Genomic DNA, 14,347 nt, shown 5'->3' on the forward strand with positions numbered 1-14,347 from the left:
ATGTAGCGGGATTCGCGCGAGGTTAGGCCAAAGAAAAAGCCGCGCTGCCAACTGCTGACAGCGCGGCTGTAATCGCGCGCGCCGATTACTTCATCGACATGGCCTTCTGCGCCTTCATGTAGTGGCCGCAGGCGCCGCGCATGTTGCCCTTGCTCATGTCGGTGTTGGCCATCGACATCTCCTTGTTCATGGCCATCTTGGCCGGCGTATCAGCCGTGCCGCCCATCATCGCGGCCGACTTCATCATGTTGTCCTTGGTGCACGCCATCATCCCGGCGGATGCGGGCGACAAGGTAAGCGCGACAAAGGCTGCGGCGGTCAGCAAAATCTTCATCGGAAACGTCTCCTCCGTAAAACGAAACCGGCGTCATGCCGGCAATCGCAATTACGCATTCTCCGCCCGGAATGTTTCGCGGAGAAGATATTTTCTTTGCTGCGATGCGATGGCAATTTGAAAGGGGTCTTGGCGTCAGCGCCCGGTCTTTGGCGCCCTCGTCCTGTCACCAACGCTGCCCGTGGCCATGTCGCCCTCGCAGGACGCCTTGCCACGCTCCGCCGCCTGACAGCGATAGACGCTGCCGGTCAGCCGATCGACCAGCCACATGTTTTCTTCCGTCGGACCTTCGACGCCGACATAGCGGTTGGCGACGCCTGTGATCAGCGTCGACAGCAGGATCGCAATCGCGATCATCGCTGCGCCGATATAGACGGGCATTGAACTCTGGGAAGCTGTCCGATCCGGCGGGCCGCCGCGATAGAACTGATAATCACTCGGCCTTGGCACTGGAAGAAACCCGGCTCCCTCTCTCACGTCTGCGGTTCTTGTCAGGCCAGTTTGCTAGGCGCGTATCTGGCCGATTTGTTGTTCGCATGCCGGCCATGAGGCGACGCCTTTGCGACCGGCTGTGTGCGAATGTTTCCGGCGTCGAGCGTAAGCATCGGCCGCACCGGCATTGCGGTTGCGCATCATGCCTCGGCGCCGATCGACCGACAGCAGAAGTTTGGTCCCTGTGCGCGGAAGCGGATGTGATCTGAGTCACGCTGGCTCGGCAAGGGCTCGAACCCGATCCTGTCGACCACGCGACGAAGCCTCTTCACGCCTCGTGGCGACCCCTTCACCGCGGGTTTGGACATCCGGCAGTCGAAGCTGCGATTGGCAAGTTTCCGGCCCTTGTCGTCAGGATCTTCCCGTAAAATCAGGGCACCAGCAGTGTGATCCGCATCACATCTGGGCATTTGAACCCGGCTTAGGCTCGCAGCATCAAATCGCCATCAGGCGTTACAGCGAGGATACGACAATGACCCATTTCGATAAGTTCTTTGGACTGAAGGCGATTACCTTGACGGCCGCGCTCTCTCTTTCGGCGGGCCTGGCTCTGGCCGGCGACAACGTGACGTCGGGTCAGATCCTGGACGCGCTGAAGCCGAAGGCGCCGGTGACCCGCGGCCTGTCCGCAGGTCCCGCCGTCGACACCGCGGCGCAAGCCAAGGAAGCGACCTTCCTCAACACCGTGCGCAACCGTTCGACGCGCTCGCTGTCGACCGGAGAGCGTGAGCAGATCGCAGAACTTGCTGCCAGCAAGCCGAAGATCGATCTGGAGATTCAGTTCGACTACAACTCGGCCCAGATCAGCAAGACCTCGATGGGCTCGGTGCAGGCGCTCGGCAAGGCGCTGTCCGACCCGAGCCTGAAGGGTTCGACCTTCGTGGTTGCCGGTCACACTGATGCGGTCGGCGGCGAATCCTTCAACCAGGATCTCAGCGAAAGGCGCGCGGATACCATCAAGAAGTACCTGGTCCAGAACTACGGCCTCAACGGCACCGACCTCGTGACCGTCGGCTACGGCAAGACCAAGTTGAAGGACACGGCCAACGGTGCCGACCCGATCAACCGTCGCGTCCAGGTCGTGAACATGGAAACCAAGACGGCATCGAAATAGCCGTCGCATTCAATCCGCCTGGTGCAAGAGCGCCGGGCGGATGCTCACGAGAAGTGCCCTGTTCCGACGAGATCGGAACGGGGCTCCCAATACTTTTTTTGATGCGTTTTTTTTGACGCGAACCGGTTTCCACTTCGCTCGAAAACGCTCTAGCCGGGCGCCTGCGTCGAGAGCGCCTTGCGCAACAGCCTTGCGAGCTCCGCCTTGCGATAAGGCTTTTCCAGGATCAGGGCTCCCTCCTGGACATGACCGTTTGCCGCCAGGGTTTCGACGGCATAGCCGGACGTCAGCAGCACGCGCAGTCCCGGCCTCGTCCGGCGCGCGATATCTGCAAGCTCCCAGCCATTGACGCCTCCGGGCATCACGATGTCCGTAAACAAGAGATCGACCTGCGACGTCGATGCCAGCTTCTGCAAGGCCTCCTTGCCGTCGACCGCCGCGATGACCCTGTATCCCAGCGCCCCCAGGCTCATGACCGCATAGGACCGGACGAAAGGATCATCCTCCACGATCAGCACCGTTTCGGAGCCGCTCGGAGCCAACTGCGCTTCAGCCGGTCGCGCGAGGTCCCGCGTCTTCGCCACCACCGCCGGCAGATAGATCCTCACCGTCGTTCCAAGACGCGGCTCGCTGTAAATCGTGACGTGACCGTTGGACTGCTTGGCGAAGCCGTAGACCATGCTCAGCCCGAGTCCAGAGCCCTTGCCGACCTCCTTGGTGGTAAAGAAGGGCTCGAATGCGCGTTCCAGTACGCGCTTGGGCATGCCCACCCCATTGTCGGTCACTGCAATCACGACATATTCGCCCGGCCCGACGTCCGGATGCCCGTTGTGATCGCCGGCGTCGAGCGATGCATTCGCCGTGTTGATGCTGAGCCGACCGCCGGACGCCATGGCATCCTGGGCATTGAGGGCGAGGTTGAGGATGGCCGCTTCAAGCTGGACCGGATCGGCGAAGGCCCGCCGCAGCGCGGGATCGAGATGCGTGCTAATCTCGATGTCTTCGCGCAATGTCCGCCGCAGCAGCTTGTGTATCGAATCCAGAAGATGGTTGCATTCGGTCTCGACCGGCCGCAGCAGCTGCTTGCGACTGAAGGCGAGCAGACGTTGCGTCAACTCGGCGCCCCGTTCACCCGCACTGCAGATGTCCTCGGCGAGCCGCTTCAAATCCGCGCGCGGGGCGAGCTGCTCGCCGAGGTGCTCCGCATTGCCGACGATGACCGTGAGAAGATTGTTGAAGTCGTGGGCGATGCCGCCGGAGAGCTGTCCGACGGCCTCCATCTTCTGGGCCTGGATGAGTTGCGCCTCGGTGCGCTTGCGTTCGCTGAGGTCGTGGATCATGCCCACGAAGATCGACGTGCCGTCCTGCTTGGCCTCGCCGACCGACAGGTCCATCGGGAACGTGGTGCCGTCCTTGCGCTGACCGACCACCTCTCGGCCGATACCGATGATCTTCTTCTCGCCGGTTTCCAGGAAGTTGCGGACGTAGCCGTCGTGCCCGGACCGGTAGGGCTCCGGCATCAGGATGCGGACGTTTTGACCGATGACCTCTTCGGCCCGGTACTGAAACAGCCTCTCGCAGGCCGGATTGAACTTCTGGATGATGCCGCTGGAATCGATCAGGATCACGCCGTCGACGGCGGTGTCGATCACCGCGCGCAGCCGGGCCGCACTTTCACGCAGCACCCGCTCGACCCGCTCGCGCTCCGTGAGATCGTGAACGATTCCGACGAAGATCGAGCCTCCATCGGACTGCCTCGTTTCACCGACCGAAAGATGCATGAGGAAGGTCGAGCCGTCCTTGCGCTGGCCGAGTACCTCGCGCCCGATCCCGATGATCTTGCGGTCCCCGGTCGCGTGATAGTTCTGGAGGTAGCCATCATGTGCTTCGCGATAGGCCGTCGGCATCAACTGCTTGACGTTCTGGCCGATGATTTCCGCGGCGGAAAAGCCAAACAGCGTTTCGCAGGCCGGATTGAACATCAGAATGCGGCCGTCCGCATCGATTAGGATGACCCCGTCGACGGCGGTGTCGACCACGGCGCGGAGCCAGTCAGCGTTCAAATTGTCGGGTTCTCGCAATGCAAATCTCCACCGCCGGGCACCGCAACAAATTCCGGCAGCGAGCGTCAGTCCACACACATCGATTGATTCCGGCAAGCAAAACTGGAGCTTTTTCAGGACATATGCCCAACAGGGCGCATTCAGATCCAGTTCTGAAAAATCATCAGCCGGTTGAAATTCTGCATCGAAGTGCCGACGAAGGCGGCCGAGACCGGCAACATCACGGCAAAGCCGATCGCGGCCACGGCGACATAGGCCCACAGTGCCCAGCGCGGAAGATTTCCCCGCCGCAAGACATAGACCAGCGCGAGCGAGGCGGCGGTCGCGGCCGGCAGATAGTAGTAGATGAAGCCCAGCGTGCGCGGCAGCAGCGCCCAGGCGAGATACGGCCCGAGATAAAACGCCAGGATCAGGAACGCGTCCCAGCGGCGCGCGACGATTACGTCCCGCGCGACGACGACGAGGGCGACGAGAGCCGGCCACAGCACCAGAGGATTGCCGAGGAACACGATCGCAGCGATGCGGTCCTCCGCCGTCTTGTCGAACAGAAACCATACGGGACGCACCAGCCAGGGCCAGGACGGCCACGAGCTCTGATAGGTGTGGCCCGCAATTGCCGTCGTGGTGTTGTCGACAAAAATCCGCCGCTGCGCCTCGATCAGCTCGGTTGGCGACAGCCCGTGGAGCGGCACGAAGGTCACGAGGTAAGTGAGCGCCGGCAGGGCCACGAAGCAGAGCGCAAAATGCTGCACTCTGAAATCGGGCCAAAGGTCGGGACGATACCAGTCTGCCGGCCTCGCGTCGCCAAACGTCACGCGCCAGGATTGCAGCAACCGTACCGCCGCGACGATCCCGATGCAGGCAGCCAACGGAAACAAGCCGCTCCATTTGCACGCCGCGGCAAGTCCGAACAGGCCGCCTGCGAGCGCGAACAACAGATGCGGCGTCTGCTTGCGAAAGCCGTGCATGAAGGCGGCGGTGGCGAGCAGGCCGAAGGCGAGCGCAAAGACATCGAGCATCGCGATCCGCGACTGCACGAATACCATCTGATTGCAAAACGCGATCAGCGCCGCCGCGATCGCCGGTCCTTGCGCTGCGAACAGCGCGAGCCCGCAGAGATAGATCGCCACGATCGCAAGCGCGCCGAACAGCGTCGCGGGATAGCGCCAGCCCAGCGCATTGTCGCCGAACACCGCGATCGAGGCCGCGATCAGCTCCTTTGCGAGCGGCGGATGCATCGGATTGAGCGCTGGCTTCGGCAGCACCGGCTCCAGCATCTGCCGCGCCGCCGGGACATAGTGCACCTCGTCGAAGACGAATTTTTCCGGCGTGGTGACGCCGACCAACAGCACGAGATGTGCGATCAGGAATATCGCGACAGCGAGGACTGCGCTCCGCGACATGTCGGGAACTGAAGCGGATTCACGCGACGCTTGTAGGGAAGTTTTGCGTGGCAAATTTGGCTCACCGCGGACAAAAAATTCTTCGCATTCTGCTTTGAACGCATTCTGCCGCAACTGTCACTAAGCATAACGCTCGTCCTGCGGCGCTTGTGATAATTTTACAACATCGCAATCGCGCGCAATCCGGTACGATACGGGACACATCGATCGGTTACGAAATGAATCTGCGCCTCCGCGTTCTTCTCCCTGCATCATTGCTTGCCCTCGTCTGCGCGACGCTATCAGCGCATGCGCAAACGCGCGTCGGCGAAGCGGTGGTGATCCAGAACGAAGTCGTGCGCGTTGCGACGGCGACCACGCAGATCAATGTCGGCGACAGCATGCTGCGCGACGAGACCGTGCGCACCGGCGCCGACGGCGCCGCGCGCTTCGTCATGGCCGACAGCACCAATTTGTCGCTCGGGCCAGGCGCAACGCTGAAGCTCGACCGCACCGTCTTCAACGACGAGCACAGCTATCGCGACGTCGCGATCCGCATGACCTCAGGCGCCTTCCGCTTCGTCACCGGACATTCGGAGAAGGCCGCCTACAAGATCACGACACCGCTCGCCACGATCGGCGTGCGCGGCACCACGCTCGACATCCTGGCGCAGCGCGGCCGCTCCGTGGTGGTTCTGCAGGACGGCGCCGCCACGGTCTGCACGCTCAGCTTCCAGTGCATTCAGCTCACCCAGCCCGGCGACACAGCGGTCATCACCTCGGCCGGCGGCAAGGTCACCATCACCAAGACCAGCACGCCGCCGTGGACGTTCGCAGCGACCTGCAGCGCATCGCCAGGCCTCTGCTCGGTGAACCAGTATGCAGACGCCTCGCCCACCGTTTCGCCGGCCGTCCATGACGACGGCATGCTGTGCGGGCGCTGACCATGGCAACGCTCGCCCTCCGACGCATTCTCCTCGCCGCCGCGCTGACCGCGGCCGCGACGCTTGCGCTGGTCGCCGTGGACATGCGCCCGGCCGCGGCCCAAGCCGCCTGCGAGAACGGGTGCTCGCCGTCACCGACGCCGACTTACACGCCGACGCCGACACCGACGCCAACCCCATCACCGTCGCCGAGCCCGGCACCCTCGCCGTCGCCTTCGCCGAGCCCCAATCCGGTGAGCCCGACGGGCGCGGATTCCAGCGGTGGCTCGATCGGCGATCTCGCGAATCAGCGCTTCAACCAGATGATCACCAACCGCGTGCTCGGCAACGTGCTGCTCGGCGTCAACGAGCAGGTCAATTGCAGCGATTGCATCAGCGCGTTCGGCTCGGCGGGCTCGTTCTCGGCCGGCGTCCATGGCCGCAAGGAGCTGACCAACAATCTGTCGCTGCTCGCCGGCATCGCCTACACGCAGTACAACGAGGGCGGCTACAAGGTGACGAGCGCGCCGATCGGCGCCTTCGCGCTACGCTATGATTTCACCGAGTGGGGTTCGTCGCGGCCGTTCTTCGACGTCGGCACCATCCTCACGCCCTGGGAGAAGGTGCGCTACACCCGCACCTACACGACGAACCTCGGGCCGGTGAGCGTCACGAGCTCCACCAACGCCTCGAACTATGCGGTCTACGGCCGCGCCGGATGGATGAGCCGGCTGTCGCCGCGCGACGAAGTCGCGGCCTCCGTAGAGTTCTGGCAGTTGTGGCAGCGCGTCTCCGGCTACGCCGACCAGACGGCTGCGTTCAATCCGTTCGATGCCACGATCGCGACCGGTACCGACCGCACCAGCCTGGTCAAGATCGGCGGCCAGTGGACGCACCTCTACGGCAGCAATGTCGAAGCCAACATCAATGGCGGCTGGGTGCAGTCGTTCGGGACCCACACCGGCATCGTCGCGACCGTGACCGGCAACGGCACCGTGGTGCCGACCATCGGCAACCAGGGCTGGTTCGAATATGGCGGCCGCCTCGGCTTCCGCGTGCAGAAGGGCTGGATCGTCGACCTCTTCGCCAACGGCACGCTCGGCCCGCAGCCCGTGGGCAACACCATCCACGGCGGCGTGGGCTTGAGGATTAATTACTGAGGCGGGCTGCGCGGCAGCCACTCACTCCGCCGTCATGCCCCGGCTTGCCGCCGAAGCTTTAGCGAAAGCGGCAAGCCGGGCGATGACAGCGCGTTTGTAGCTCGATCAGGCGGGCGCCATTTCCGGCTGCGCAGGGACGGCCGCCATATCCACCCACGTCACGCCCCACATATGGCCGTCCGGATCCTCGAAGCTGCGGCCGTACATGAAGTCGAATTCTTCCTTCGGGCTGGGATCGGCTCCGCCGCCGGCGGCCTCGGCCTTGCCGACGATATCGTCCACTTCGTTGCGGCTGTCCGCGGACAGGCAGAGCAGCACCTGGCTCCCGGCCCTCGCGTCCAGGATCGGCCGCGGCGTGAACAGGCGGATCTTGTCGTGCGTCGTCAGCATGACGAAGATGGTCTCGGAAATGACCATGCAGCTCGTCTTGTCGTCGGAAAACTGCGGATTTCGGACCGCGCCGATCGCCTCGTAAAAGGCGGTCGCACGCTTGACGTTGGTCACCGGCAGGCTGACGAAAATCATCTTGGGCATTGGAAGCTCCTTGGGTGGGTTCTGCCCAAGGACGGATGGCCCGATGGCCACCCGACATGGCTTCCGAATTATTTTTTGGGCTTACAGGCGCCCTATTTCTTCTCGTTGGGATCCCGGTGCACGGGATCGATCCAGAGCACGGTCTCCGGCTTCTCGACCGGCTCGATGTCGAGATTGATCGCGACCGCCTCGCCGTCGCTGCGCACCAGCACGCATTCCAGCACTTCGTCGGGGCTGGCGTTGATCTCCTGATGCGGCACGTAGGGCGGCACGAAGATGAAATCGCCGGGGCCCGCTTCCGCGGTGAATTGCAGGCTCTCGCCCCAGCGCATCCGCGCCTTCCCCTTCACGACATAGATCACGCTTTCGAGATGGCCGTGATGATGCGCGCCGGTCTTGGCATCGGGCCTGATGCTCACGGTGCCCGCCCACAATTTCTGCGCGCCGACGCGCGCAAAGTTGATCGCGGCCGCGCGGTCCATGCCTGGCGTCGACGGTACGTTCGTATCGAGCTGATTGCCGGGAATGACGCGCACGCCGTCATGTTTCCAGCGATCGTCGTGATCGTGGGCATGGTCGGAATGCGTGTGGTCGTGGCCGCTCATGTGACTTGCTTTCTGTTGGTTCCTTGCGCGGCAAGCTAACCAAAGCCGCTACCGCAAGCCACACTAAAATAGGAACGCTCCCAGCAGGTCAGCGTTGTCCTCGCGATAGAACTGGAAGGAGAGTTTCATGGGTAGCACGACCGACAAGATCAAGGGCACCACCAACGAGGCGATCGGCAAGGCCAAGCAGGGCATCGGTGAAGCCACCGGTTCCGACCGCCTGAAGGGCGAAGGCGTGGTCCAGGAGGTGAAGGGCAAGGGCCAGCAGGCCATGGGCGACGCCAAGGACGCCGCGAAGGAGGCGATCGATCGTGCCGCGAACGCCGCGAAGCGCGCGACGGAGTGATGCGTATGTCCTGAATGCCAAAGACCGGCCGCGAGGCCGGTCTTTTTGTTGTGTTGATTTCTCCGTCATGGCCGGGTTTGACCCGGCCATCCACGTCTTGGCTCCACGAAGAAAGAACGTGGATGCCCGGGACATCTGGCGCGAAGACGCGCTTCGCGCTTCTGCCCGGGCATGACGACGTAGAAACAGTACGTGTTATTTCACCCCGAGCAATTCCACGTCGAACATCAGCGTCGCGTTCGGCGGGATCACGCCGCCGGCGCCGCGTGCGCCGTAGCCGAGCTGCGGCGGAATGATCAACGTGCGCTTGCCGCCGACCTTCATGGAGGCAACGCCTTCGTCCCAGCCCGCGATCACGCGGCCCTTGCCGATCGGGAATTCGAACGGCTCGTTGCGGTCGACGGAGGAGTCGAATTTCTTGCCCTTCTGGCCGTTCTCGTAGAGCCAGCCGGTGTAGTGCATCACGCAGATCTGGCCGGGCTTTGGGGAAGCACCGGTGCCGACGGTGCTGTCGATGATCTGCAAGCCTGAAGCTGTGGTCATGGTTTTTCCTGCTGTCTGGGCCGATGCCGTGGAGACGTAGTTCGAGACGCTGCCGATCACCGTGATCGCCAGCGCCGACATGATGGCGAGAAGTGCGCGTTGAAAACGCTGCATGGAGCACCTTCCGTTTGAGGCGGAGAGGTGTCTAGCGCAACAGTGCCGACGTGACCAGCCTCTAAAGCGCGATGAGATTTTGATGAATCGTCACCGCGCTTTAGCTCTTTGTTTGAGCATGCTCTTTTCGGAAAACCGCTTCACACTTTTCCGGATCATGCTCTAGTAGCCGAGCGCGCAGCCGTCCTTGCGCGGATCGGAGCCGCCGGTCAACGTGCCCTTGTCCCAGTCGATCCAGATCGCCTGGGCGCCGCCGAGCGGGCCGACCACGCTGGTGGTCTTGTGGCCGAGCTTCTTCAGGCCGGCGACGATATCAGCCGGCACGCTGTCCTCGAGCTGATACTGGCCTTCATAGTGCAGGCCGCGCGGCATATCGATGGCTTCCTGCACGTCCAAGCCGTAGTCGAGAATGTTGGTCAGCACATGCGTCTGGCCGGTCGGCTGGTACTGCCCGCCCATGACGGCGAACGACATCGTGGAGCGGCCGCCCTTGGTGAGCAGGCCCGGCATGATCGTGTGCAGCGGGCGCTTGCCGCCCTCGATGCAATTGGGATGGCCCGGCTGGATGCGGAAGCCACCGGCGCGGTTCTGCAGGAGCACGCCGGTCTTGTTCGAGACGATCGCCGAGCCGAAGGAATGCGCGATCGAGTTGATGAACGAGCAGACGTTGCGGTCCTTGTCCACCACCGTGATGTAGATCGTCGAGGGATTCATCGGCGGCGCGACGTTCGGCAGGTCGAGCATGCCGTCCATGCGGATCTTGCTGATGTACTCGTCGGCAAAGCCCTTTTCGAGCATTTCGGCGACGTTGATCTTCATGTGCTCGGGAGAGGCAACATGCATCTCGCGATTCATGTAGGCGATGCGCGCAGCTTCCGCCTCGAGATGGAAGCGCTCGACGCTGAGCGGGGCGAACTTGGTCAGGTCGAAGCGCGACAGGATGTTGAGCATCAACAGTGCGGTGACGCCGGGGCCGTTCGGCGGGCACTGCCAGACGTCATGGCCCTTGTAGCTGGTACCGATCGGCGTCGTGACTTCGGTGGTGTGCGCGGCAAAGTCGTCGAGCGTGTGCAGGCCGCCGATCGAGCGCAGCGTCTCGACGATATCTTCGGCGATCGCTCCCTTGTAGAAGGCGTCGCGGCCGTCCTTGGCGATTGCCCGCAGCGTCTTGCCGAGCTCCGGCTGACGGATGACGTCGCCGGCCTTGGCCGGCTGCCCGTGCGGCAAGAGATAGCGCTCGGTGTTGGTGCCCTTCTTCAGCTTCTCGAACTGGTTCTTCCAGTCGAAGGCGATGCGCGGGGCAACGACGTAGCCCTCCTCAGCCGCCTTGATCGCCGGCTGCGCGAGCCGGTCGAAGCCGAACTTGCCGTGGTCGCGCAGCACGGTCGCAAAGGCGTCGATCACGCCGGGGACCGAGACCGCATGCGCCGAGGTCAGCGGCACGGAGTTGATCTTGCGCTCGAGATACCAGTCGGCGTTTGCCGCCTTGGGCGCACGGCCGGAGCCGTTATAGGCTGATATCTTGCCCTCGCCGCGCGGCTGGATCAGCGCAAAGCAGTCGCCGCCGATGCCGGTCGATTGCGGCTCGATCACGCCGAGCAGCAGGCTGCCTGCGACCGCCGCATCGGCCGCCGTGCCGCCCTCGCGCAGCACCTCGATGGCCGCCAGCGTCGCCAGCGGATGCGAGGTCGCCACCATCGCGTTCTGGGCGTGGACCGTGGACCGGCCGGGGAAATGGAAGCTTCTCATGCCAATTCTGCTCTCTGCACCAGAGCGTTTTCCCGCGAAGTGGATACCGGTTCGCGGCAAGAAACGCGTCAAAACAAGAATCCGCGCCGCGGATCGCGCGCGCCATCGTGAATTCCGGATCTACATGACACATTCAGGCGGGGCCGGGCAATGGCTGGCATACCAGCGAAATGCTGCCATCCGCCCAGCGAATGGGCCCTGGATTCGTGCGGGTTTTCCGGGCGACTGCCGCCTGCTAAACGAGCGCCATGAATTGCAAGACCATGAGCTACAAGGTCGCCGCCTTCTACCAGTTCGCTGCACTCCCCGACTACCGGGAACTGCGCGAGCCGCTGCGCGCGTTTTGCGCCGGCCTCGACCTCAAGGGCAGCGTGCTGCTGGCCCGGGAGGGCATCAACGGCACGGTGGCCGGGACGGATGAGGCGATCGACGCTCTTGCCCATGAGTTCGCCCATGGCGCGCTGTTTGGCGGCAGGCTGGACAATCTCGAAATCAAGTTCTCGACCAGCGCGAAAATGCCGTTCGGCCGGCTCAAGGTGCGGCTGAAGAAGGAGATCGTCACGCTGGGCGACGCGGCCGCCGATCCGACACGGCAGGTCGGCATCTATGTCGATGCCGCCGAATGGAACGCGCTGATCGCGGCTCCCGACACGCTGGTGCTCGACACCCGCAACGCCTTCGAGGTGGCGATGGGGACCTTTGAGGGCGCGGTCGATCCCAACATCAAAAGTTTTGGTCAGTTCAAGGACTTTGCCGCGGAGCAGCTTGACCCCGCGAGGCATCGCAAAATCGCGATGTTCTGCACCGGCGGCATCCGCTGCGAGAAGGCGAGCGCGCATCTGCTCGCGCGCGGCTTTGCCGAGGTCTATCATCTCAAGGGTGGCATTTTGAAATATCTGGAAGAGGTGCCGGAGGCGCAGAGCCGGTGGCGCGGCGAGTGTTTTGTGTTCGACGAGCGCGTCGCACTCGGTCATGGCCTGCGCGAGCGAACCCGGGAGCCGGCCGGCGATGAGTGAGCGCGAAGGACTGACCGAACGGATCGACAGGCTCGAAACGCGACTCGCCTACCAGGACGAGACCATCGAGCAGTTGAACCAGACCATCACTGCGCAGTGGAAGCAGATCGACGTGCTGACACGCCAGGTCGCCCAGCTCAGTGAGCGGCTGCAGGAAGCCGAGGCGAACGCACCCGGCCCCGCCAACGAGCGGCCGCCGCATTATTGACTGACGATCCCAATCCCCATACGAGGTCGTCATGCCCGGGCATAGCCGTCCGAAGGACGGCTGTGCCCGGTCATGACGGCGTGGAATGGTCGAGGCTGAACGCAACCGCCTACTGACCCGACGCCTTCAGCAGGTTCATCACTTCACCCGACATCACCAGACGGTCGCGCCCGGACTGCTTGGCGGCATAGAGCGCGCGATCCGCGGCCTCGATCAGGGATGACGTCCCGGCGGTGCGCTCCAGTGCGGGCCGGCAGACAGCCCCGCCGACCGAGGCCGTGACGATCCCCGAGGACGGATTGGAGGCGTGGACCAGGCCGGCCTCGCGAATGGCCTGGCGAAGCCGCTCGCCGATCCGCGCGCAACCCGCCGCGTCCGTGTTCGGCAGCAGCACGGCGAACTCCTCGCCGCCATAGCGCGCGGCGAGATCGCTCGTGCGGTGCGCTTCAGCAGCCAGGATTTTCGCGACCACCCGCAGGCAGGCATCGCCGGCGGGATGGCCGTATTCGTCGTTGTAGGATTTGAAGCGATCGACATCGATCATCAGGAGGCCAAGGGTCGAGCGGTCGCGATACGCCCTCGCCCATTCCTCCGCCAGGCTTTCGTCGAACCGGCGGCGGTTGGCAAGCCCGGTCAGGCTGTCCTCGATCGCCAGCGTCTCGAGCCGGTTCTCCAGATTCTTCTGCTCGGTGATGTCGCGCGAGATCGCCACCACGCCGTCGATCTCGCCGTCCACCTTGCGCGTCACCCGCATGCTGGATTCCAGCCAGATCTCGTCTTTTTCGCGATGGCGGCTGCGATAGGTGACCCGCGCCTCCTCCTGCTCGCCGCGCTTCATGGCATGGACCACGGCATGGACCTGCGGAAGGTCATCCGGATTGATGCCCGCGAGCGCCGGCGTCCCGATCAACTGGCCGGCGCGCCAGCCGACGACGCGCAAGGCTGACGGCGAGACGTAGCGGATGCGCTCGTCGAGCCCGATGCGGGTAACCATGTCGCTGGAGCCTTCGGCGAGCAGGCGGAAATGCGCTTCCTTCTCCACCAGCGCCGCCGCCATGCGCTGGCCGCGCTGCAACTGGCCGACCAGCACCGCGCCGATCACGGCGATCAGCATCACGAGCGCGAGCACGAACAGCATTCTGGAAATGGCGGCGGCCCGCCACGGCGCCAGCAGCTCTTCCTTCTCGACGGTCGCGAGCAGGAGGAGCGGGAATCGTCCGCTGCGCTTGTAGAAGCTGACCCGCTCCACGCCGTCCAGCGACGACTTGAAGTGATAGGCCCCGTCAGGACCCTGCAACGCGGGAGCGCGGAACAGCGGCTTGTCCGCAACGCTGTGCCCGACAAATTTGGCGTTGTCCGGATTGCGCGCGATGATCAGGCCGTCGCCATGGACGAGCGAGACGGAGCTGTTCCGTCCGATCTCGAATTGCCGGTAGAAGTTTGCGAGATAGCTGGCGCTTATGGCCGCAAGCACGACGCCGCCAAAGCTCCCATCCTGCTTGTTGAACCGGCGCGACAGCGTGATCACCCACTCGCCGTCGAGCAGGTCTTTGACGGGATGGCCGACATAGGCCTCCCGTTTCGGCGAGAGCTGGTGATGGCGGAAGAACTCGTCGTCGTTGAGCGTCGAGGTGATCGCGCCTGCCGCGGTCAGCCAGTTGCCCTTGTCGTCGATGATGGCGAGGCTGCAGGCTGCTGAAGAAGTCTCGATTTTGTGTGATTTAGGTCTTTTTGCAGGGGCGCGTCGAGATCGGATGTCGGACA

General features: G+C 63.7%; 15 protein-coding genes. 6 read left to right on the forward strand and 9 right to left on the reverse strand.

Annotated elements, in window-relative coordinates:
• Positions 1-85: 85 nt before the first annotated feature.
• Positions 86-334: a hypothetical protein gene (locus JQ632_RS28635; protein WP_212405991.1), complete on the reverse strand. Its 249-nt coding sequence runs from the start codon at positions 332-334 to the stop codon at positions 86-88.
• A gap of 135 nt (positions 335-469) precedes the next feature.
• The gene (locus JQ632_RS28640) at positions 470-715 is read right to left on the reverse strand and encodes a hypothetical protein (protein ID WP_212405992.1); all 246 of its coding nucleotides are present in this window, start codon (positions 713-715) and stop codon (positions 470-472) included.
• 583 nt (positions 716-1,298) lie between these two features.
• Here JQ632_RS28640 and JQ632_RS28645 point away from each other — a divergent pair.
• Entirely contained in the window at positions 1,299-1,940 is a 642-nt protein-coding gene (locus tag JQ632_RS28645) for an OmpA family protein (protein ID WP_212405993.1), read from the forward strand.
• A 149-nt stretch (positions 1,941-2,089) separates the two neighbouring features.
• Here JQ632_RS28645 and JQ632_RS28650 read toward each other — a convergent pair whose 3' ends face one another.
• Complete coding sequence (locus JQ632_RS28650) at positions 2,090-4,021, reverse strand: PAS domain-containing sensor histidine kinase (protein WP_212405994.1); 1,932 nt, start codon at positions 4,019-4,021, stop codon at positions 2,090-2,092.
• A 122-nt stretch (positions 4,022-4,143) separates the two neighbouring features.
• On the reverse strand, positions 4,144-5,406 hold the full coding sequence (locus tag JQ632_RS28655; RefSeq protein WP_212405995.1) for a phospholipid carrier-dependent glycosyltransferase: 1,263 nt from the start codon (positions 5,404-5,406) through the stop codon (positions 4,144-4,146).
• Positions 5,407-5,624: 218 nt separating this feature from the next.
• Here JQ632_RS28655 and JQ632_RS28660 point away from each other — a divergent pair, with 218 nt between their 5' ends.
• Together JQ632_RS28660 and JQ632_RS28665 are read left to right on the forward strand one after the other, a co-directional pair.
• Positions 5,625-6,329: a FecR domain-containing protein gene (locus JQ632_RS28660; RefSeq protein WP_249152597.1), complete on the forward strand. Its 705-nt coding sequence runs from the start codon at positions 5,625-5,627 to the stop codon at positions 6,327-6,329.
• Between the two features lie 2 nt (positions 6,330-6,331).
• Positions 6,332-7,468: a hypothetical protein gene (locus JQ632_RS28665; protein WP_212405997.1), complete on the forward strand. Its 1,137-nt coding sequence runs from the start codon at positions 6,332-6,334 to the stop codon at positions 7,466-7,468.
• A gap of 105 nt (positions 7,469-7,573) precedes the next feature.
• Here JQ632_RS28665 and JQ632_RS28670 read toward each other — a convergent pair whose 3' ends face one another.
• Together JQ632_RS28670 and JQ632_RS28675 are read right to left on the reverse strand one after the other, a co-directional pair.
• On the reverse strand, positions 7,574-8,002 hold the full coding sequence (locus JQ632_RS28670; protein WP_212405998.1) for a VOC family protein: 429 nt from the start codon (positions 8,000-8,002) through the stop codon (positions 7,574-7,576).
• A 92-nt stretch (positions 8,003-8,094) separates the two neighbouring features.
• The gene (locus JQ632_RS28675; RefSeq protein WP_212405999.1) at positions 8,095-8,607 is read right to left on the reverse strand and encodes a cupin domain-containing protein; all 513 of its coding nucleotides are present in this window, start codon (positions 8,605-8,607) and stop codon (positions 8,095-8,097) included.
• Between the two features lie 127 nt (positions 8,608-8,734).
• Between JQ632_RS28675 and JQ632_RS28680 the strand changes: the two genes are divergently transcribed.
• The gene (locus tag JQ632_RS28680) at positions 8,735-8,953 is read left to right on the forward strand and encodes a CsbD family protein (RefSeq protein ID WP_212406000.1); all 219 of its coding nucleotides are present in this window, start codon (positions 8,735-8,737) and stop codon (positions 8,951-8,953) included.
• Between the two features lie 195 nt (positions 8,954-9,148).
• Here JQ632_RS28680 and JQ632_RS28685 read toward each other — a convergent pair whose 3' ends face one another.
• Together JQ632_RS28685 and ggt are read right to left on the reverse strand one after the other, a co-directional pair.
• The gene (locus JQ632_RS28685) at positions 9,149-9,610 is read right to left on the reverse strand and encodes an FKBP-type peptidyl-prolyl cis-trans isomerase (protein WP_212406001.1); all 462 of its coding nucleotides are present in this window, start codon (positions 9,608-9,610) and stop codon (positions 9,149-9,151) included.
• A gap of 162 nt (positions 9,611-9,772) precedes the next feature.
• Entirely contained in the window at positions 9,773-11,359 is a 1,587-nt protein-coding gene (gene ggt, locus JQ632_RS28690) for a gamma-glutamyltransferase (protein ID WP_212406002.1), read from the reverse strand.
• Between the two features lie 263 nt (positions 11,360-11,622).
• On the opposite strand from ggt, the gene JQ632_RS28695 reads away from it, so the two are divergent.
• Both JQ632_RS28695 and JQ632_RS28700 read left to right on the forward strand, forming a co-directional pair.
• Entirely contained in the window at positions 11,623-12,375 is a 753-nt protein-coding gene (locus JQ632_RS28695) for a rhodanese-related sulfurtransferase (RefSeq protein ID WP_212406008.1), read from the forward strand.
• Positions 12,368-12,583 (forward strand): SlyX family protein, encoded by a 216-nt coding sequence (locus tag JQ632_RS28700; RefSeq protein ID WP_212406003.1) that lies wholly within the window; start codon positions 12,368-12,370, stop codon positions 12,581-12,583. The genes JQ632_RS28695 and JQ632_RS28700 overlap by 8 nt, the downstream gene beginning before the upstream one ends.
• Before the next feature lie 109 nt (positions 12,584-12,692).
• On the opposite strand, the gene JQ632_RS28705 is transcribed toward JQ632_RS28700, so the two are convergent.
• A partial coding sequence (locus JQ632_RS28705) for a diguanylate cyclase (RefSeq protein ID WP_212406004.1) occupies positions 12,693-14,347 on the reverse strand: 1,655 nt, incomplete at its 5' end.

This window comes from Bradyrhizobium liaoningense (assembly GCF_018130955.1).
GTDB classification, from domain to species: Bacteria; Pseudomonadota; Alphaproteobacteria; order Rhizobiales; family Xanthobacteraceae; genus Bradyrhizobium; species Bradyrhizobium liaoningense_C.